The 19,619-nt window shown below is 60.6% G+C and carries 16 protein-coding genes; 6 read left to right on the top strand and 10 right to left on the bottom strand.

Annotation, left to right across the window (positions count from 1 at the left end; translation table 11 throughout):
- Nucleotides 1-135 precede the first annotated feature (135 nt).
- The 10 genes from HK44_RS12530 to edd all read right to left on the bottom strand — a co-directional run bounded on the left by HK44_RS12530 (nt 136) and on the right by edd (nt 12,736).
- Nucleotides 136-1,482: a carbohydrate porin gene (locus tag HK44_RS12530; protein ID WP_019693215.1), complete on the bottom strand. Its 1,347-nt coding sequence runs from the start codon at nt 1,480-1,482 to the stop codon at nt 136-138.
- Between the two features lie 105 nt (nt 1,483-1,587).
- Nucleotides 1,588-2,748, bottom strand: coding sequence for an ABC transporter ATP-binding protein (locus HK44_RS12525; protein ID WP_019693216.1), 1,161 nt, complete (start codon nt 2,746-2,748; stop codon nt 1,588-1,590).
- Between the two features lie 3 nt (nt 2,749-2,751).
- Complete coding sequence (locus HK44_RS12520) at nt 2,752-3,597, bottom strand: carbohydrate ABC transporter permease (RefSeq protein WP_019693217.1); 846 nt, start codon at nt 3,595-3,597, stop codon at nt 2,752-2,754.
- Nucleotides 3,590-4,498 carry a carbohydrate ABC transporter permease gene (locus tag HK44_RS12515; protein WP_019693218.1) on the bottom strand — a complete coding sequence of 303 codons (909 nt, stop codon included), beginning with the start codon at nt 4,496-4,498 and terminating at the stop codon, nt 3,590-3,592. The genes HK44_RS12520 and HK44_RS12515 overlap by 8 nt, the downstream gene beginning before the upstream one ends.
- A gap of 122 nt (nt 4,499-4,620) precedes the next feature.
- Complete coding sequence (locus tag HK44_RS12510; protein ID WP_019693219.1) at nt 4,621-5,928, bottom strand: ABC transporter substrate-binding protein; 1,308 nt, start codon at nt 5,926-5,928, stop codon at nt 4,621-4,623.
- 117 nt (nt 5,929-6,045) lie between these two features.
- Nucleotides 6,046-7,305 carry an AGE family epimerase/isomerase gene (locus HK44_RS12505; protein WP_019693220.1) on the bottom strand — a complete coding sequence of 420 codons (1,260 nt, stop codon included), beginning with the start codon at nt 7,303-7,305 and terminating at the stop codon, nt 6,046-6,048.
- A 259-nt stretch (nt 7,306-7,564) separates the two neighbouring features.
- The gene (locus HK44_RS12500; protein ID WP_162174767.1) at nt 7,565-8,992 is read right to left on the bottom strand and encodes an ATP-binding protein; all 1,428 of its coding nucleotides are present in this window, start codon (nt 8,990-8,992) and stop codon (nt 7,565-7,567) included.
- 31 nt (nt 8,993-9,023) lie between these two features.
- Nucleotides 9,024-9,755: a response regulator gene (locus HK44_RS12495; RefSeq protein WP_019693222.1), complete on the bottom strand. Its 732-nt coding sequence runs from the start codon at nt 9,753-9,755 to the stop codon at nt 9,024-9,026.
- 207 nt (nt 9,756-9,962) lie between these two features.
- Nucleotides 9,963-10,913, bottom strand: a complete 951-nt coding sequence (locus HK44_RS12490) for a glucokinase (RefSeq protein WP_019693223.1) — start codon at nt 10,911-10,913, stop codon at nt 9,963-9,965.
- Complete coding sequence (gene edd / locus HK44_RS12485) at nt 10,910-12,736, bottom strand: phosphogluconate dehydratase (protein ID WP_019693224.1); 1,827 nt, start codon at nt 12,734-12,736, stop codon at nt 10,910-10,912. Before edd ends, HK44_RS12490 begins: the two co-directional genes overlap by 4 nt.
- Before the next feature lie 224 nt (nt 12,737-12,960).
- On the opposite strand from edd, the gene gap reads away from it, so the two are divergent.
- From gap to HK44_RS12455, 6 genes are all read left to right on the top strand, one after another.
- Entirely contained in the window at nt 12,961-13,962 is a 1,002-nt protein-coding gene (gene gap / locus HK44_RS12480) for a type I glyceraldehyde-3-phosphate dehydrogenase (protein WP_019693225.1), read from the top strand.
- A 38-nt stretch (nt 13,963-14,000) separates the two neighbouring features.
- A complete protein-coding gene (locus tag HK44_RS12475; RefSeq protein WP_019693226.1) occupies nt 14,001-14,465 on the top strand; it encodes a methylglyoxal synthase in 465 nt (154 codons plus the stop codon).
- Nucleotides 14,466-14,540: 75 nt separating this feature from the next.
- Nucleotides 14,541-15,059 (top strand): RNA polymerase sigma factor, encoded by a 519-nt coding sequence (locus tag HK44_RS12470; protein ID WP_019693227.1) that lies wholly within the window; start codon nt 14,541-14,543, stop codon nt 15,057-15,059.
- A gap of 118 nt (nt 15,060-15,177) precedes the next feature.
- Nucleotides 15,178-16,149 (top strand): FecR family protein, encoded by a 972-nt coding sequence (locus HK44_RS12465; RefSeq protein WP_019693228.1) that lies wholly within the window; start codon nt 15,178-15,180, stop codon nt 16,147-16,149.
- A gap of 120 nt (nt 16,150-16,269) precedes the next feature.
- Entirely contained in the window at nt 16,270-18,852 is a 2,583-nt protein-coding gene (locus HK44_RS12460) for a TonB-dependent receptor (protein ID WP_019693229.1), read from the top strand.
- Between the two features lie 111 nt (nt 18,853-18,963).
- Nucleotides 18,964-19,572: a biliverdin-producing heme oxygenase gene (locus tag HK44_RS12455; RefSeq protein ID WP_019693230.1), complete on the top strand. Its 609-nt coding sequence runs from the start codon at nt 18,964-18,966 to the stop codon at nt 19,570-19,572.
- The last annotated feature ends 47 nt before the right edge of the window (nt 19,573-19,619 follow it).

Genomic DNA, 19,619 nt, shown 5'->3' with positions numbered 1-19,619 from the left:
CCGAGCGCGGACCGACCGGCGGGAGCAAGCTCCCTCGCCACAGAAAACAGTCGTGTGCACCACCCCCAAAAAAAAGCGGACAGCCTTGGCCGTCCGCAAAAATGCGCACATGGAGAGGAGCTTATCGCAACAGCGTTAGAACACCGACTGAATTTTCAAACCGGCCACCAGCGCGTTGTCGACTTGATCAACACCGCCCGGGTGAGTGATGTATTGCAGGTTAGGACGCACAGTCAGCCAGTTGGTAACGTGGAAACCGTAGTTGATCTCGTAGTTGTACTCGGTGGAACGCAGTGGCGAGAACAGCGGATTGTCGTAGTCGCTGACACCATTGGCGGCGTTGACCAACTCGGCGTTTTTCTTCACGTCATCGTTGACATGGATACGGGCAAAACCGATCCCGACGTCATCTTTTGGACGTGCGTCGAATGGACCCTTGTACACAAACATCAGCGACTGGTAGTTGTCGACGACGTTGGTGTCCTTGTCGTGGAAAGTGGCGTTGGCCGCGACGTTCAGACCGCGAGAAGCATCACCGTTGTGGCTGGTGAGTTGTTGCTGCGCCACAAACCAGTAGCCGTGCTTGCTGTCGTGGCTGCGGAAGGCGTTGCCTGTGGTCGCCGCATCATTGCCATTGTCGTCTTTACGGACGTCATTGGCGTCGGCAGTGCTCTTGTAGTAACCGACACGGTATTCGCCCGGCAGGTTGTTGACCTTCGGCGACCAGACCAGTTCGACCGGCAAGACGGTGCCCTTGGTACCACTGCCGCTGAGCTTGAAGCCGTTACCGTGCTCCAGTTGCGATGGGTTCTGGTTGTACGCGCCGATCTGCGCATAGAACTCAGGCGTGATGTTGTACTTCACGCGAACCGCCGCCTGCATGACTGGCCAGTTGAACCAGATACCAGTCGCCCAGTTACCCGCTTGGGAGCCGCAGAACGCCAGGTTCTGGAACTCGCAAGGGAAGGTGTTGAAGTCTTCGCCTTCGCCGAAGTAACCGGCTTTGACGTCCAGTTTATTGTCGAGGAACTGGTGCTGGACCCACAATTGAGTCAGACGGACCATATGGCCACGGCCATAGACTTCCTGGGAGGAACTCAAGGTGCCGGCACGCGGGTCGCCGACACGGTCATTGGAGATGTTCTGACCGTTACGATTGGTGAGCTGGATCTTGGCCTGGGTGTTGTCCCAGCCCCACAGCTTTTGCAGGTCCAGCGCCACGCCCAGGCCAAACTGGTCGGCGTAACGCGCAGTCTTGTCGTGGTTGTAGCCGCCGTGGAGGTTGGCGCCCACTTCACCGACGTAATCGGCCTTGATGTCGATCCCTTGCTCGATCAGCTTGGTTCGCTCGCCACCCCAGTCACCCGTCATCCACTTGGAGTCGGCGCTGAACGCGTCAGCCGCGTGTGCGTTACCGGCCATGATCATCACCGCAACAGCTGACAATTGGCAGATAAGCTGAGCGTTGTTCTTCTTCTTCATCCCTACATCCTCGTCTTTATTGTTATTAACTGTTTTTATCTAACGCGGTTTACAGCGGTTGCGACGGATGTCCCCATCCGCCGCGAATCCCCCACAACCTGATCTTCAGCGCCCTTTGAATTGAGCGACGTTGTCGCTGTGAGTCCCGGTTTTCGCTTGACCGGCCGTCCCCAGACGCTCGCCAGTTTTGGCATCGAACAGCAGCACTTTCGATGGATCGAATTGCAGGGTCAGGGTCTCGCCCACAGCCGGCGCAACGTCCGGCGCCAGACGGCAGCAGACTTTGGTTTCGTTCAAATTGACGAACACCAACGTATCGGGACCGGTCGGCTCGGTAACCTGGACTTCGGCGCGAATGGTCGGCAAACCATTGGCCTCGCCGTTCGCCAGAACGATCTGCTCCGGGCGCATGCCGAGGATCACTTCGCGGTCCTCAAGACCGGCATCCTGCATGCCCAATGGCAACTCGCAACGCGCCTGGCCGCTGTCGAGCAACGCCAGCAGACGACCGTCCTTGCGTTGCAAACGCAGCGGGATGAAGTTCATCGGTGGCGAGCCGATGAAGCTGGCGACGAACAGGTTGGCCGGATCGTTGTAGATCTGCTTCGGCGTGCCGAACTGCTGAATGATCCCGTCCTTCATCACCGCCACTTTGTCGCCCAGGGTCATGGCTTCGATCTGGTCGTGAGTCACGTAGACCGTTGTGGTTTTCAGGCGCTGGTGCATCAGTTTCATTTCGGTGCGCATCTCGACCCGCAGCTTGGCGTCGAGGTTGGACAGCGGTTCGTCGAACAGATAAATCTTCGGCCGCCGAGCCAGCGCACGGCCCATGGCCACCCGCTGTTGCTGACCACCAGAGAGCTGGCCGGGCTTGCGGCTGAGCAGGTGTTCGATTTGCAGCAGCTTGGCCACCCGCGCCACTTCTTCGTCGATTTCGGCGGCCGGCATTTTGCGGATCTTCAGGCCGAACGCGATGTTGTCGCGCACGCTCATGGTCGGGTACAGCGCGTAGGACTGGAACACCATGGCGATGTCGCGATCCTTGGGGCTCATGCCGCTGATGTCAGCGTCGTCCACCAGAATCGCCCCGCCGCTGATGTTTTCAAGGCCCGCGATGCAGTTCATCAAGGTCGACTTGCCGCAACCGGACGGGCCGACGAGGATCAGGAACTCACCGTCATCGATCTTCAGTTCGATGTTCTTCAGGGTGTCCGGCAAGCCGCTGCCGTAGGTTTTGTTGACGTTGCGTAATTCGAGAGTTGCCATGTTCTACCCCTTGACCGCGCCGGACGTCAGCCCACGCAGGAAATACTTGCCAGCGAATATGTAGACCAGCAGTGTCGGCAGCCCGGCGATCATCGCCGCCGCCATATCAACGTTGTATTCCTTGACCCCGGTGCTGGTGTTGACCAGGTTGTTCAGGGCCACGGTGATTGGTTGGGCATCGCCACTGGCGAAGACCACGCCGAACAGGAAGTCATTCCAGATTTGAGTGAACTGCCAGATCAGGCAGACCATCACGATCGGGATCGACATCGGCAGCAGGATCTTTCCGAAGATCGTGAAGAAGCCCGCGCCATCCAGCCGCGCCGCCTTGACCAGCGCATCCGGAATGCTCACGTAGTAGTTACGGAAGAACAGTGTGGTGAACGCCAGCCCGTAGACGATGTGCACCAGCACCAGGCCCGTGGTGGTGTTGGCCAGGCCGAGTTTGCCGACGGTGAACGAAGCTGGCAGCAGCACGGTCTGGAACGGCAGGAAGCAACCGAACAACAGCAGGCCGAAGAACAACTGCGAACCACGAAAGCGCCACATCGACAGCACGTAGCCGTTCATTGCACCGATGAAGGTCGAGATCAGCACTGCCGGGACGGTGATTTTCACCGAGTTCCAGAAGTAGCCGCCCACGACATCCCAGGCCTTGATCCAGCCAATGCCGTCAATCACTTGCGGCCAGCTCAAGAGGTTGCCGGTGCGGATGTCTTCCGGGGACTTGAAGCTGGTCAGCAGCATCACCACCAGCGGAATCAGGTACACCGCAGCGGCCAGCAACAAGGTCGCGTAGATCGCAATGCGGCTAAAGCTGATGGCAGGTTTGCCAAGCTGATTACTCATGGCGTTTGCCTCGCAATTCGGAGTACAGGTACGGCACCAGAATCGCCAGGATCGCGCCGAGCATCATCATCGCGCTCGCCGAACCGATGCCCATCTGGCCACGGCTGAAGGTGAAGGAATACATGAACATCGCCGGCAAGTCGGAGGAGTAACCCGGACCGCCCGCCGTCATCGCCGCCACCAGGTCGAAGCTCTTGATCGCGATATGCGCGAGGATCATGAAGGCGCTGAAAAACACCGGACGCAGGCTCGGCAGGACGATCTTCAAATAGATGGTCGGCAGGCTCGCACCGTCGACTTGAGCGGCACGGATGATCGACTGATCGACACCGCGCAGGCCGGCCAGGAACATCGCCATCACAAACCCGGAGGCTTGCCAGACGGCGGCGATTACCAGGCAGTAAACCACGCGATCCTGATCCACCAGCCAGTCCAGCCGAAAGCCTTCCCAGCCCCAGTCACGCAGCATCTTGTCCAGGCCCAGGCCTGGGTTGAGCAGCCATTTCCAGGCAGTACCGGTGACGATCATCGACAGCGCCATCGGGTACAGGTAGATGGTGCGGATGAAGCCTTCCTTGCGAATGCGCTGATCGAGCAGCACCGCCAGAAACACCCCGAGCACCAGGCTGATACCGATGAACATACCGCCGAAGACCGCGAGGTTCTTGCTCGCGACCCACCAGCGGTCGTTCTCCATCAACCGGACGTATTGCTGCAGGCCGACCCATTTGTAGCTCGGCATGAAGCTGGAGTTGGTGAAGGACAAAACGAATGTCCAGATGATGTAACCGTAAAAGCCAACCAGGACGATCAGCATGCTCGGCGCCAAAACCAGTTTGGGGAGCCAGCGCTGCAGTGCATCGAACGGTGAGGCTTTGCTGAAAACCGCCACAGAGCTCATCGGGATAATCCAGTTGAAGAAGTGAAATCCGGACCGAGCGTCCCCACTACACGAGCCATGGCCCATGCAGGGAGACGAAGATCTGGGGTTGGCCGCAGGTCAGGCCCGCAGCGGTCCTCGTGTTACTGGGCGGCTTTGATGGCCGATGCCAGTTGGGCGCTGGCCTTGGCCGGGTCAGCGCTCTTGTCGTTCATGAAGTTGGTCACCACATCGAAGATCGCGCCTTGCACCGCCAGGGAGGTGGCCATGTTGTGCGCCATGCTCGGTTGCAGGCCGCCGGTCTTCTCGTCAGCCAGGAAGTCCTTGGCCGACGCCTGGGCGCAGGAGTCGAAGCCCGACGCGCTCATGTCATTGAGCATGTCGGTGCGCACCGGGATCGAACCTTTGTTGATGCTGAAGACCTTCTGGAAGTCTTTACCCAGCGCGACCTTGGCCAGGTCCTGCTGAGCGGCGATATCGCCGGTGCGATCAGCCTTGAGCTTGAACACCGCCAGGGAGTCGATGTTGTAGGTGAAGGCTTTTTCAGTGCCAGGGAACGGCACGCACTGATAGTCCTTGCCCGCTACCTTGTGGGCGGCGGTCCATTCGCTCTTGGCCCAGTCACCCATCATCTGCATGCCAGCCTTGCCGTTGATCACGTCGGCGGCAGCGATGTTCCAGTCACGACCCGCGCGGTTGGGGTCCATGTAGCCGGTGAGTTTTTTCAGCTCGGTGAAGGACTTGACCATTTCCGCGCCGGACAGGGTTTTCTGGTCCAGGTCGACCAGGGCTTTCTTGTAGCCCTCAGGGCCCATGACCGAGAGCACCACGTCTTCAAACACGGTGCTGTCCTGCCACGGCTGACCACCGTGGGCCAGGGCGATGAAGCCGGCAGCTTTCAGTTTGTCGCCGGCAGCATAGAATTCTTCGAGGGTGGTCGGGGCTTTTTCGATACCGGCTTTCTTGAAGACCGCCGGGTTGATCCACAGCCAGTTGACGCGGTGAATATTCACCGGCACGGCGACGTAATCACCTTCGTATTTGACGGTGTCGGAGACTTTCTTGGAGAGCAGGCCATCCCAGTTTTCAGCTTTTGAAACGCCTTTCAGCGCATCGGTGCTGAGCAGGCCAGTGCTGCCCCACTCCTGGATATCCGGACCTTTGATTTGCGCGACACCTGGCGGGTTACCCGCTACGGCACGGCTTTTGAGTACGGTCATGGCCGTAGCGCCACCGCCGCCGGCGACCGCACCGTCCTTCCAGGTGAAGCCGTCTTTTTCGACTTGAGCCTTGAGGACATCGACCGCTGCTTTTTCACCGCCCGAAGTCCACCAGTGCACGACTTCCACGGAACCTTTGGAATCGGCGGCAAGGGTGCTGAGAGGAAATGCAGTCAGGGGAAACAGCGTGGCAAGAGAAACGACAGTGGCGAGGCGAGAAATCGCATTCATCTAGCGGTACCTTTCTTGTTGTTATGCATGCAAGTCTGGTGCTTGCGCTGCAATCGAGTTTAAACAGCGTAGATCGCTTGGCAGGTAACGAAGCGACGGCAAAATGTCACTGCATGGTTACATAAGTGCCGAGACAGAGCCTTGAGCCAATGCGCTGGCCATGCTCGGTGCCAGCGGCAAGCGTGGAATCAACACCGCCTGCCAGGCGTGATAGAGGTCTGGCTTGCCGCCCCAGATCTGCGCGCCCGGGCGGTTTTGCGGGTCGAGTTCGTGGTGCCAGCTGCCGTGGATTCGGTCGATCAGACAGCGGTCACTGAACTCCCAGAAACCTCGGTACCAGGTTTCGTATTGCGCCTCACCGGTGCGTTTGAGCAAGGCACTGGCGGCGGCACTGGCTTCGCAGTGAACCCAGTGCAAACGCTGGCGCACGACCGGGCGATTGTCCCAATCGAGGGTGTAGACAATGCCGGGCGCACCATCGACGTTCCAAGCGTGAAGGCAGTTGTTGGCGAAGAGTTGCTGCGCATCGATCACCAGCCAACCGGGGGTCAACATGCCGGCCTGCACGCGTGCAGCCTCCAGATGCAGCAACAGCCGCGACCATTCGAAACCATGGCCCGGCGTGGTGCCGTAAGGACGAAAACCATCGGCGGGGTTGTCGTGGTTGTACTCGCGCTGCGGCTGCCAGTCTCGATCGAAATGCTCGACGACCAGGTACTGGTTCGCCGCCGCATGCCGGTGAATCACCCGCTCGACAATCCGCAGGGCGCGATTCAGCCAACGGCTGTCCTGCGTGACATCGGCCAGTGCGAGAAAGGCTTCGGTGGCGTGCATGTTGCTGTTGGCACCGCGATAGGGCTCTTCTTCGCTCCAGTCGCGATTAAAGGATTCGTGCAGCGCGCCCTCCTCCTCGCTCCAGAAATGCCGCTCGATAATCGCGATGGCATCGTTGAGCAAGGCGTCTGCACCGGGCCTTTGGGCAACCACCGCAGAACTGGCAGCGAGTGCTACGAAAGCATGCAGATACGCAGCCTTGCCGGTATTGCCATCACGGTGATCGGGCGCCGCAAACCAGCCGCCGAATTCGGCGTCACGCAGTGGCCCATTGAGGGCATTGATGCCGTGATCCACCAGCTCGGCGAATCCCGGCAAGCCCTGAATGTGCGCCAGGGCGAAGCTGTGGGTCATGCGGGCGGTGTTCATGGTGTGGGCCTGGGCGTCAGCCGCTAATTGGCCGTGTTCGCCCAGATTGCCGAAGCCTTCAGGCAGCTTCGATGCCTTGGCGAACGCCAGCAGGCGCAGGCCTTCGTCGGCCAGCCATTGCTGATGGGCAGGTGCGTTCAGCCAACTGCTGAAGGCAGGAGGGGTGGTGTTCATGGGGTGCCTTTTTTTGTTGTTATGACTGGGAAGAGTCTAAACAACGGTGAAGGTGAAACGGGTAACGAAGGGGGCGGGTTATGTCACTGACTTGTGACAAATGCTCAGAGCTTTTGTGGCGAGGGAGCTTGCTCCCGCTGGAGTGCGAAGCGCTCCCAAAACCTGCCACCGGAGTTTATCTGACGTACTGAGGTGCAGATTTTACGACTGCTGCGCAGCCGAGCGGGAGCAAGCTCCCTCGCCACAGGATCGGTTCCGGTCAGTCAAGGGAACGGGGCAACTGCAACGTCACCCGCAGCCCGCCCTCGCGCAAATTCTGCAGGCTCACTTCCCCACCATGGCTATGGGCGATATTGCGTGCGATGCCCAGCCCCAGCCCATAACCCTGCTGCTGGCCGGCCAAACGGAAGTGCGGTTCGAACACCTGCTCCAGTCGCTGCTCAGGCACTCCCGGCCCTTCGTCGTCGACGTGCAGGATGAACGCAGCATCATCGTCGTCGATGTGCAGATGGGCGTTCTGCCCGTACTTGAGGGCGTTGTCGATCAGGTTGCCGATGCAGCGCTTGAGCGCCAGCGGCTTACCGGGATACGGCGCCAGCGCCCGACCTTGCTGGGTCACACGGCCATTGCCATTGGGTGCCAGGTAAGGTTCGACCAAACAATCGAGCACATGGTTGAGGTCCACCGGCTCGATGTTTTCGTGGATGTCGGTGTCCTTGACGCATTGCAGCGCGCCTTTGACCAGCAGCTCCAATTCATCCAGATCACGCCCGAACTTGGCTTGCAGCCGCTCATCTTCCAGCAACTCGACCCGCAGGCGCAGACGCGTGATGGGGGTGCGCAAATCATGGGAAATGGCGCTGAACAATTGGCTGCGCTCCGTCAGGTAGCGGCTGATGCGCTCGCGCATGGCGTTGAAGGCGCGGCCGACTTCGACCACTTCACTGCCACCGCCCTCGGCCACCGGCTCCACTTCGGCGCCCAGCGACATGTCCCGCGCCGCCCGCGCCAGACGCTTGAGTGGCCGGCTCTGCCAATGCACCAACAACCCGATGAACAACAACAGAAAACCGCTGGTGAGCACGATAAACCAGACCTGCTGCGACGGCAGGCCCTGCTCTTCCAGACTGGTATAGGGCTCGGGCAACAGCGAAGCGATGTACAGCCATTCACCTTGCGCCAGTTTGATTTGGGTGACCAGCACCGGCGGGTTGACCGGTTCCAGGGTCAGCGCGTAGTGCGCCCAGGACCGTGGCAATTCATCAAGCTTCAAACCGCCATTAAAGATCCGCAGATCGTCCGGGCTGACGAATTGCACCGAGATGTCGGTGTCCGCGCCCAGCGATTGCCGCAACACGTCATCCACTGCCGCCAGCACCGCTTCTTTGCGCGGGGTCGGCGGCAACAGCTGCATTTCCAGCGGTTTATCGTTGAGCGTCACCACAAAACGGGTGCCGCCCATGCTGCGCAACTGGTCGAGAACCAGCGGTCGGTACGCCACCGGAAGAGAACGAAAGTAACTGACGCTGGCGGTCATCGAATGGGCCAGGCTGCGGGCCGCGGTGACCAGCCCTTCCAGCTGCGTGGCACGCAATTGCGAAACCCAGATCACGCTCGACAGCGTCTGCGCAAACAACACCGCCAGCAGGGTCAGCAGCAACATCCGCCCAAGCAGTGAACGTGGCACCGGCACCCGCCGTATCAGGCGCCTGAAGAACTCAGTGGCCATTGCTGGCGACTACATTGGCGGCCAGTTGATAACCACTGCCGCGCACGGTGCGGATCAGGCGCGGAGGTTTTTCGGTATCGCGCAGACGCTGGCGCAAGCGGCTGACGGCCATGTCGACGATGCGATCGAGCGGCATCAGGTCGCGTCCACGGGTGGCATTGCCGATGGTGTCGCGGTCGAGGATTTCCTGCGGGTGATCGAGGAAGAGTTTCAGCAGCGCGAAATCGGCACCGGAGAGGATCACCTCTTCGCCATCAGTGTGGAACAGTCGGTGGCTGACCATGTCCAGTCGCCATTCATCGAAGGCCAACACCTCGCCGCCAGAGCGCTCCTGACCGAACTGGGCACGGCGCAACAAGGCTTTGATTCGCGCCTGCAATTCACGGGGGCTGAAGGGTTTGCCCAGGTAATCGTCGGCGCCGAGCTCCAGGCCAATGACCCGGTCGGCCTCGTCGGAACTGGCCGTGAGCATGATGATCGGCACCTGGGCCTGACGCGGGTGCTGGCGAATCCAGCGACATAAACTGAAGCCGTCTTCGTCCGGCAACATCACATCAAGGATCACCAGATCACTCGGTGCCTCGTTCAGCGCCTGGCGAAAACCGGCGCCGTCGGGCGTGGTCCGCACCTGAAACCCTGCGCGACTGAGGTAGGTGTCCAGCAACTCGCGTATCTCTTGATCGTCATCGACCAACAAAATCGACTTGTTGACTGAGCTCACTTCGAAGGCATCCTTGTTGTTAGTGTTGGGGCGGATTATGCCTGATCAAAAATGCATCGCGAACGAGCTTTTGTGGCGAGGGAGCTTGCTCCCGCTGGAGTGCGAAGCGCTCCAGAACCCGGCGAACGCGGATTATCCGAGAACCGCAGTGTCAGGTTCTGCGACTGCTTCGCAGCCGAGCGGGAGCAAGCTCCCTCGCCACAGGTATCAAGCCTGGTCGAGTGCCACTCCCGCGCCGGTCAAACCGGAATACGGGGCGGTCACCAGCCAGACCGGAATGCCCTTGAAGTACTCGCTCATGCAGCCCTTGTCGGCGAAGCAGCGGGTAAAACCGCTCTTGAGAAAGAAATCGGCAAACCGTGGAATCACCCCGCCGACGATGTAGACACCGCCGCGCGCACCGGTGGTCAGCACGTTGTTGCCGGCCACTCGACCGAGCCAGCAGCAGAACTGCTCGAGCACTTCCACGGCAATCGGGTCGCCCGCAAGGCCGGCGGCGGTGATATCTTGCGGGGTATCGAGCATAGGTTCATGCCCGTCGACAGCACAGATCGCCCGATAGACGCGCGGCAAACCGCTGCCGCTCAACGCTGTTTCAGCGCTGACGTGACCGATCTCGTTGTAGATGTGCTGCCACAGTTGGGTTTCTCGCGGACTGCTCAGCGGCAAGTCGACATGCCCGCCCTCCCCCGGCAATGCGGCCCAACGGCCTTCGCCAAGATCCAGCAAAGTGCCGACCCCGAGGCCAGTGCCGGGACCGATCACCACGGCCGGGCGCAGCGGCTCCGGCGTACCTTCGCAGACCACCCGGAACTCACCCGGTTGCAGGCGCGTCATGCCCAGCGCCATGGCCGAGAAGTCGTTGACCAGCAACAACCGATTGACCTGCAAGGTCTGGCAAAAGGCCTTGCGGCTCAGCCGCCAGTGGTTGTTGGTAAAACGAAACTCGTCGCCGCTGACCGGGCCGGCCACCGACAGGCACACCGCACCAATCGAACCGGGCGCCAGGCCGAGGCCGCTCAGGTAGACGCCGATGGCGTCTTCCGGGCAGGCATAGTCGGCTGTCGCCAGCACCCGGATCGACTCCAGTTGCTGGTCTTTCCACAACGCAAAACGCGCATTGGTTCCACCAATGTCACCGACCAGCGCTAGTTTCACTTAAGGGTCTCCAGGGCAGAGGTAAAGGCGCTGGCGCCCTGCTCTGCCGAGCTGAAGGCCATGCGCATGAAGCCAAACAACTCGCGACCGCAACCAATGCCGTTGTCCAGCAGGCCTTTGGCCGGTGTGCGAGCGGCAAATTCATCGGCGTCCACCATAAGCTGCAAGGTGCCTTTGACGCCATCGACGCGGATGATATCGCCCTCGTGCACACGTGCCAAAGGGCCACCGACATAAGCTTCCGGGCAGACATGAATCGCCGCCGGGATTTTCCCCGAGGCGCCGGACATCCGCCCGTCAGTGACCAGCGCAACCTTGAAGCCGCGGTCCTGCAGCACGCCAAGGAACGGCGTCATCTTGTGCAGTTCCGGCATGCCGTTGGAGCGCGGGCCCTGGAAGCGCATCACCGCGACAAAGTCCTTTTCCAGCAGACCGGCCTTGAACGCATCGGCCAGGTCTTGCTGGTCCTGGAAGACCATCGCCGGTGCCTCGACCACTTGATGCTCCGGCGCCACGGCCGAGACTTTCATCACCCCGCGACCGAGGTTGCCCTCCATCACCCGCAGACCGCCTTCTGGCGAGAACGCACGGGCAACGGGGCGCAGGATGTTTTCATCGAGGCTTTCGATCGGGCCTTCACGCCATACCAACTCACCGTTTTCCAGGAACGGTTCCTGGGTGTAGCGGCTCAGGCCATGGCCGGCCACGGTGTTGACGTTTTCGTGGAGCAGGCCCGCTTCCAGCAGTTCGCGGATCAGGAACGACATGCCGCCCGCTGCCTGGAAGTGGTTGATGTCGGCCTTGCCGTTCGGGTAGACGTGGCTCAGGGTCGGCACCACCTCGGAGAGGTCGGCCATGTCCTGCCAGGTCAGTTGAATACCGGCCGCCATGGCGATGGCCGGCATGTGCAGGGTGTGGTTGGTCGAGCCGCCGGTGGCGTGCAGCGCAACAATCGAGTTGACCAGCGAACGCTCGTCAACGATTTCGCCGATGGGCATGAAGTTGCCGCTTTGCTTGGTCAGGCGGGTGATCTGGTGCGCCGCTTCGCGGGTCAGGGCATCACGCAACGGCGTGTTCGGGTTGACGAAGGACGCGCCCGGCAAGTGCAGGCCCATGACTTCCATCAGCAACTGGTTGGTGTTGGCGGTGCCGTAGAAGGTGCAGGTGCCGGGACTGTGGTAGGACTTCATTTCCGACTCCAGCAGCTCTTCGCGGCTGGCCTTGCCTTCGGCGTAGCGCTGCCGCACGTCGGCTTTTTCCTTGTTGGAAATCCCCGACACCATCGGCCCGCCCGGAACGAAAATCGTCGGCAGATGACCGAAGCGCAGCGCGCCCATCATCAGCCCCGGCACGATCTTGTCGCAGATGCCGAGCATCATCGCCGCGTCGAACATGTTGTGAGACAGCGCGACAGCGGTCGACATCGCGATCACTTCGCGGCTGGCAATGCCCAGCTCCATGCCCGGCTCGCCTTGGGTCACACCGTCACACATGGCCGGCACGCCGCCGGCAAACTGACCGACCGAACCGATCTCGCGCAATGCGTGTTTGATTTGTTCCGGGTAGTGCTCGTACGGCTGATGCGCCGAGAGCATGTCGTTATAAGACGAAACAATCGCCACGTTGGCGGCGTTCATCATCCGCAAGCTTTGCTTGTCTTCGGTGCCACACCCGGCCACGCCGTGGGCGAAGTTGGCGCATTGCAGCTTGCCGCGCATCGGGCCATCGCTGGCGGCGCCGCGAATCAGTGCAAGGTAGGCCTCACGGGTAGCGCGGCTACGGGTGACAAGCCGTTCAGTGACCTCAAGTACGCGGGGATGCATGTGTAGAACTCCAGGTTAACGGATGTGGCGACCTGTTCGTGTCTATGCTGATCAAGAGGCATCGACGCGTGACGCGCTGACGGTTTTCTTGACCACTCGGACCAGTTGATTCAGGTCACTCGTTGTAGATAAAACAAAATATTGCCACTAAAAAGGCTTGTTTTCTATTTTTTTGCGAATAATCTTGTAATTCCAACAACAAATATGACGAAGGCGCTTTTCAGATGACTCTACGAATTGCAATCAATGGTTTTGGCCGCATTGGCCGCAATGTCCTTCGCGCACTGTATACCCAAGGCTACCGTCAGGATTTGCAGATCGTCGCCATCAACGATTTGGGCGATAGCTCGATAAATGCCCACCTGCTCAAGTACGACACCGTGCACGGCACCTTCGATGCCGATGTGCAGCACGATCAGGAAAGCCTGACCGTCAACGGCGACCGGATTTCGGTCAGCGCGATTCGCAACCCGGCCGATTTGCCGTGGGCTGCCGAGAAGGTCGACGTCGTGTTCGAATGCACCGGTCTGTTCACCGACCGTGCCAAAGCCGCCGCCCATATTAGCGCCGGCGCGCGCAAAGTGATTATCTCGGCCCCGGCCAAAGGCGCCGACGCCACCGTGGTGTACGGGGTCAACCACGACATCCTGCGCCAATCGCACCAGATCATTTCCAATGCGTCGTGCACCACCAACTGCCTGGCCCCGGTGGCTCAGGTGTTGCACCGCGAGCTGGGCATCGAGAGCGGTCTGATGACCACCATCCACGCCTACACCAACGACCAGCATCTGACCGATGTCTACCACGTCGACCCGTACCGTGCCCGTTCGGCTACCCAGAACATGATCCCGAGCAAGACCGGCGCCGCCGAAGCGGTGGGCCTGGTGCTGCCGGAACTGGCCGGCAAACTGACCGGTATGTCGGTGCGCGTGCCGGTGATCAACGTGTCGCTGGTGGACCTGACCGTGCAGCTCAAGCGCGAAGCCAGTGCTGACGAGGTCAACGCATTGCTCAAAGAAGCCAGCCAGCACTCGAAGATCCTCGGCTACAACACCCTGCCGCTGGTTTCCAGCGACTTCAATCACAACCCGTTGTCGTCGATTTTCGATGCCAACCACACCAAGTCCAGCGGCAAGCTGCTCAAGGTGCTGGCCTGGTACGACAACGAATGGGGTTTCTCCAACCGCATGCTCGATAACTGCCTCGCCCTGTGCAACGCCGAATAAGGCCGATTGCCCCTACATTAACGTCGGAGCAGTCGCCGATGATCGGTATCAGCTTTACCCAAAAAACCATGGCGGCGCACAAACGCATCGCCCTGGTTGCCCATGACCACTGCAAAGTGTTCTTGCTGGACTGGGCCGAGCGGCAGAAGGACAAGCTCGCCCAACACGAGCTTGTGGCCACCGGCACCACCGGGATGCTGTTGAGCAAACGCCTGGGTCTGCCCGTTGAAAGCATGATCAGCGGCCCGCTGGGCGGCGATCAACAGCTCGGCGCGCGAATCGCCGAGCAGCGGGTCGACATGCTGGTGTTCTTCTGGGACCCGTTCGAGCCGCAACCTCACGATCCGGACATCAAGGCGTTGCTACGGGTCGCGGCGGTCTGGAACATTCCGGTCGCGTGTAATGAATGCAGCGCCGACTACCTGCTCAGCAGCCCGCTGATGGATCAGCCGCACGCGTACCGGATCCCCGATTACCCGGCGTACCTGCAAGGCCGCCAATAATTCTCACCGGTAGCGCTTGACCTTTCGCGTAGATGATAAGCATTATCATTTGCTTGAAATGGATCAGGTCCTACTGTGAGTCAATCGCGCTTCAACCATGTCTTCCTCGCGCAGCGGGTCTCGCTGCTGCGGACCCTGGAGCGGATGGTCAACAACCACAGCACCGCCGAGGACCTCTTGCAGGAAACCTACCTGCGAGTGGCCCGCGCGTTAAGTGAACGGGCCATCGACCACCTCGAACCTTTCGTGTTTCAAACCGCCCGCAACCTGGCGCTGGACCATCTGCGCGCACGGCGCATTCAGTCCCGAACGATGCTCGAAGGCGTTCCGCTGGACGTCATGCAAAGCATCGCCGCGCCGCTCAGCAGTGCCGAGGACGCCGCCCACGCCGAACAGTTGCTCGAACGCTTGAACATCAGCCTCAGCCAACTTACCCCGCGCCAACAGCAAGTCTTCATCCTCAGCCGCCTGCACGGGCACAGCTATCTGGAAATCGCCGAACAGCTCAGCGTGTCCTTGAGCACCGTGCAAAAAGACCTGAAGCTGATCATGGCGATCTGCGTTGGTGTCGCTGATCGCCTCAACGAGCACTGAGTCTGCCAGCCATTATTTCGCACAACGGCGTCATGACTCAGGCTTTGCTACCCTTAGCCGACGTTTGCACGCTCCCTATCAAAAATCAGCCGCGCGCAGACGCGGCCGAGGAACACCCGTGACGGACAGCCCACCTTCCCACCCGCCAACCCCGGCGCGGGATTCAGTCAGCAGCAGCGCCATGGATCAGACGCTGGACTGGCTGATCATGCTGGACAGTCCGAGCGAACAACGAACCCGCGAATTCCACCATTGGCTCGCCGCCGCCCCGCAGAACGCTGAGGCATTCGCCAAGGCTCAGGCGATCTGGAACGGGCCGCAGGTCGCGCAAGCCGCGCTGGGTTTGAGCACGACCAAACGCAAGGTCGCAAAAGCTGGTCGACTGCGCCCACACTGGAAACCACTGGCCATGGCGGCGGTGTTGATCCTCGGGCTGTTCAGTTTCAGCAACCTGCCGATGCGGATTCAGGCGGATCATCTGACCGCGGTTGGCGAGCGTCAGCGCCTGCAACTGAAGGACGGTTCAAAGGTTCTGCTGAACACCGATTCGGCGTTTTCCAGCACCATCAACGACCAGCAACGCATCGCCCGCCTGTATCAGGGCGAGGCCTATTTCGAGGTCGCGGCCAATCGCGGCTTGCCGCTGGAAATCGACGCCGGTCCGGTCACGGCCAGCGTGCAGGACACTACTTTTGCCGTGCGTTACCTGGACGGCATCGCGCAGGTTCGCGTGCAACGCGGCGACGTCGACTTGCGCACCACCCACAGCAACGCCCGCGTGCGCTTGAGCGCGGGCGAAAGCATTCGTATCGGCCCCAATGGTTTCGATCAACCGGCCAGACTCGACCCGGCGACCGATCTGGCCTGGGTGCAGGGCCGACTGGTGTTCGAAAACTGCCCATTGAGCCAGGTGCTGGCGGAACTTCGTCGCTACTACCCGGGCTGGATCATCAACACCAATGAACAGTTGGCCAACGTCGCAGTGACCGGTAATTACCGTCTCGACCAACCGCTGGACGTGGTTCGCTCGCTGGCCCACATCACCTCGGCCAGGCTCGAGGAATTTCCGGCGCTGATGATCCTGAACTAAATGAGAATTATTTTTACTCGATAACGTTTCATCGCTCGTCTCGTTATAGCTAATGCAATTGATTCGCATCTCTGATGCAAATCTGCACCTATAAGATTCGTGCGACACGGAGCGCTATCGATGTCCTCTCGCCTTACCCGCCGGTCCTCTTCACCTTCCTGCGTGCTGTCCCTGCTGACTGCCGCCATTCTGTTGGCCGGCACTGCACAGGTCATGGCCGCCACCGCCGAACAACCGAGTCGTAACATGGGCGACTACTCGTTCGCGATTGCCCAGCAGCCACTGGTGTCGGCACTAAATGCCTTTACCGCCGTAACCGGCTGGCAGGTCGGCTTGCCGGCCGAACTGGCTGAAGGCGTCGCCTCGCCGGGCGTACACGGCTCGCTGCCCCCGGAAAAAGCCCTCGATCGCCTGTTGGTGGGGACCAACCTGAACTATCGCAAACTGGGCAATCACAACATCGTGCTGGAAAAACGCAGTGCCGGCGGGCCCCTCTCCCTGCAACAAATGACCATCAGCGCCACCCGTCAGGAGCAGAGCGTCGACAGTGTGCCGAGCACCGTCACCGTGCACACTCGTGAAGAGCTGGACCGCAACAACGTCAACACCATCAAGGAACTGGTGCGCTACGAACCGGGTGTTTCGGTCGGCGGCACCGGCACCCGTGGTGGCATCAGCGGGTACAACATTCGCGGTATCGACGGTAACCGGATCCTGACGCAGGTCGATGGCGTCGAAGTGCCCAACGGTTTCTTCAACGGTCCGTACGCCAAGACCCAGCGCAACTATGTCGACCCGGAAATCATCAAACGCGTGGAAATCCTCCGCGGCCCGGCGTCGGTGCTCTACGGCAGCAACGCCATCGGCGGTGCGGTCAGCTACTTCACCCTCGACCCGGACGACATCATCAAGCCCGGCAAAGACGTCGGCGCCCGCCTGAAAACCGGCTACAACTCTGCCGACGACAGCTGGCTGAAATCCGCCACCGTCGCAGGGCGCGCCGAGCAGTTCGACGGCTTGCTGCATTTCAGCCAGCGCGACGGTCATGAAACCGAATCCTTCGGCAGCCACAACGGCACGGGACTGAATCGCACCGCCGCCAACCCTGAGGACGTACGCACCACCAACCTGTTGGCCAAAGCCGGCTGGAATTACGCCGATGACGCGCGCCTGGGCCTGACCTACGAGAAGTACAAGGACGACCGCGACACCGACCAGCGAAGTGCCGTCGGTGGCCCGTTCAACAATGGCCAGCCAATGGGCATGTACCGCTCGCGCACCGGTAACGACACCATCACCCGCGAACGCTTCGGCCTGGAAAACAGCTTCGCCCTCGACTCCTTGCTGGTCGATCACCTCAAGTGGAGCCTGAACTACCAGATCGCCAAGACCGATCAGAGCACCCTGGAAAACTACTACGTTCCACTCAGTGCCCGCTCTCCAGGCCGCAATGTGATGCGCTCACGCGATACGCTCTATGAAGAGCGGCAGTGGGTATTCGACGCACAGCTGGACAAGGCCTTCAGCCTCGGTGAAACCGGCCACCTGCTGACGTACGGCACCACCATCAAGCAAGAGAAAGTCACCGGTTCGCGCAGCGGCAGCGGAACGTGCCTGACGGTGTTCGGCAGTTGCCGACAAATCGGCGCCATCAGCCCCACCGACGTACTGAAAAAATCCAGCGACTTCCCGGACCCGACCATCAACACCTACAGCCTGTTCGCCCAGGATCAGATCAGTTGGGACAAATGGACCTTCCTGCCGGGCCTGCGCTACGACTACACCCAGCTCAAGCCGCACATCACCCAGGAGTTCCTCAACACTGTGGCCGCCGACGGCAAAGGCACGGTCAGCGACGAGAACAAGACCTGGCATCGCGTATCGCCCAAGTTCGGCCTGACCTACGCCCTGACCGACCACTACACCGGGTACGGTCAGTACGCCGAAGGTTTCCGTACCCCGACCGCCAAGGCGCTGTACGGCCGTTTCGAAAACACCACCACCGGCTACCGCGTGAAACCGAACCCGAATCTGGGGCCGGAAAAAAGCCAGAGCTACGAGACCGGCCTGCGTGGCAACTTCGAGTCCGGCCACTTCGATGTGGCGGTGTTCTATAACAAATATCGCGACTTCATCAACGAAGACGCCGTCACCCCGGGCTATAACGAGCTGACGTTCCAGAGCAACAACATCAAGCACGCGACCATCAAGGGCGTCGAACTCAAAGGCCGCCTGAACCTCGACACCTTTGGCGCGCCGCAAGGTCTCTACACCCGGGGCTCGGTGGCTTATGCCCACGGTCGCAACAACGACACCGGCGAGCCGCTCAACGCGGTCAACCCGCTGACCGGCGTGTTCGGCCTGGGTTACGACCAGGACAACTACGGTGCCTTGCTCAGCTGGACCCTGGTGCAGAAGAAAAACCTTGTCGACAGCAGCAGCTTCAAATCGCCGGACGGCGTCAGCAGCCAGTTCAAGACACCGGGCTATGGCGTCGTCGACATGAGCGGTTTCTACAAAGTGAGCGACGACGTCACCGTCAGCGCTGGCGTGTACAACCTGGCCGACAAGAAATACTGGCAGTGGGACAACGTGCGCGGTTACGACAGTGTCGGCGAAGCCGCCGTGCTCAGCCCGGCCAACCTTGATCGCCTCACCGAGCCGGGCCGCAACTTCGCGATCAACCTGATCTGGGATATCTGATTCATCGAGCCTTGCTGCGTTTTTGGATAGAAGCGCACCGAGGACTTTTACGCTGCCGCCTCGTCTGGTTCGTCTGGTGACAACGCGCCTTTCATTCTCAAGGACTTCTTCATGACCGCTGCCCAAACCTCTGAACGCCCGAGCCTGCGCTCGCAACGCTTGAACCAGATCACCCACTTGCCGCACAGCAAACTCGACGCCCTGGTGAAAGCTCACGCACCGTTCGAAACCCAAGCCGCCTTCGCCCGCTTCGTGGTTGCCCAGTACCTGTTCCAGTCGGAACTGGTGTCGCTGTACAACGATGCCGAACTGATCGTCATCGTCCCGGACCTGCCGCAGCGTTGCCGCGCCGACGCCGCCAGGGCTGACCTCGCCGACCTGGAAACCGACGTCCCCGCCCCAGTGGCAGGCGCCGTGAACAGCCCGAGCAAGGCCGAGGCCCTGGGCTGGATCTTTGTCTCCGAAGGGTCGAAACTCGGTGCTGCGTTCCTGATCAAGCGCGCCGTGGGCCTGGGCCTGAGCGAAACCTTCGGTGCCCGTCACCTGGCAGAGCCAGCCGGTGGTCGCGCCGAAGGCTGGAAACGCTTCGTCAAAACCCTCGACGGTCTTGAGTTCAGTGCCGAAGAAGAAGCCGCAATCGAGAAAGGCGCCATCGACGCCTTCAACCGCTTCACCGTGCTGCTGGAACAGGCTTACGCCAGATCTCCCGAACTGGCCTGACGGAACACCATCCCTTGTGGGAGCGAGCCTGCTCGCGATAGCGATGG

Origin of the sequence: Pseudomonas fluorescens HK44 (genome assembly GCF_000217955.3) — a bacterium.
GTDB classification, from domain to species: domain Bacteria; phylum Pseudomonadota; class Gammaproteobacteria; order Pseudomonadales; family Pseudomonadaceae; genus Aquipseudomonas; species Aquipseudomonas fluorescens_AQ.
The sequence above is the reverse complement of the archived record's forward strand: the minus strand, read 5'-3'. Positions and strand labels throughout refer to the sequence as shown.

Excerpts from the sequence above, each read along its gene's own strand:
- HK44_RS12530 (WP_019693215.1), bottom strand. The coding sequence starts at position 1,482 with ATGAAGAAGAAGAACAACGCTCAGCTTATCTGCCAATTGTCAGCTGTT.
- HK44_RS12525 (WP_019693216.1), bottom strand. The coding sequence starts at position 2,748 with ATGGCAACTCTCGAATTACGCAACGTCAACAAAACCTACGGCAGCGGC.
- HK44_RS12520 (WP_019693217.1), bottom strand. The coding sequence starts at position 3,597 with ATGAGTAATCAGCTTGGCAAACCTGCCATCAGCTTTAGCCGCATTGCG.
- HK44_RS12515 (WP_019693218.1), bottom strand. The coding sequence starts at position 4,498 with ATGAGCTCTGTGGCGGTTTTCAGCAAAGCCTCACCGTTCGATGCACTG.
- HK44_RS12510 (WP_019693219.1), bottom strand. The coding sequence starts at position 5,928 with ATGAATGCGATTTCTCGCCTCGCCACTGTCGTTTCTCTTGCCACGCTG.
- HK44_RS12505 (WP_019693220.1), bottom strand. The coding sequence starts at position 7,305 with ATGAACACCACCCCTCCTGCCTTCAGCAGTTGGCTGAACGCACCTGCC.
- edd (WP_019693224.1), bottom strand. The coding sequence starts at position 12,736 with ATGCATCCCCGCGTACTTGAGGTCACTGAACGGCTTGTCACCCGTAGC.
- gap (WP_019693225.1), top strand. The coding sequence starts at position 12,961 with ATGACTCTACGAATTGCAATCAATGGTTTTGGCCGCATTGGCCGCAAT.
- HK44_RS12475 (WP_019693226.1), top strand. The coding sequence starts at position 14,001 with ATGATCGGTATCAGCTTTACCCAAAAAACCATGGCGGCGCACAAACGC.
- HK44_RS12460 (WP_019693229.1), top strand. The coding sequence starts at position 16,270 with ATGTCCTCTCGCCTTACCCGCCGGTCCTCTTCACCTTCCTGCGTGCTG.
- HK44_RS12455 (WP_019693230.1), top strand. The coding sequence starts at position 18,964 with ATGACCGCTGCCCAAACCTCTGAACGCCCGAGCCTGCGCTCGCAACGC.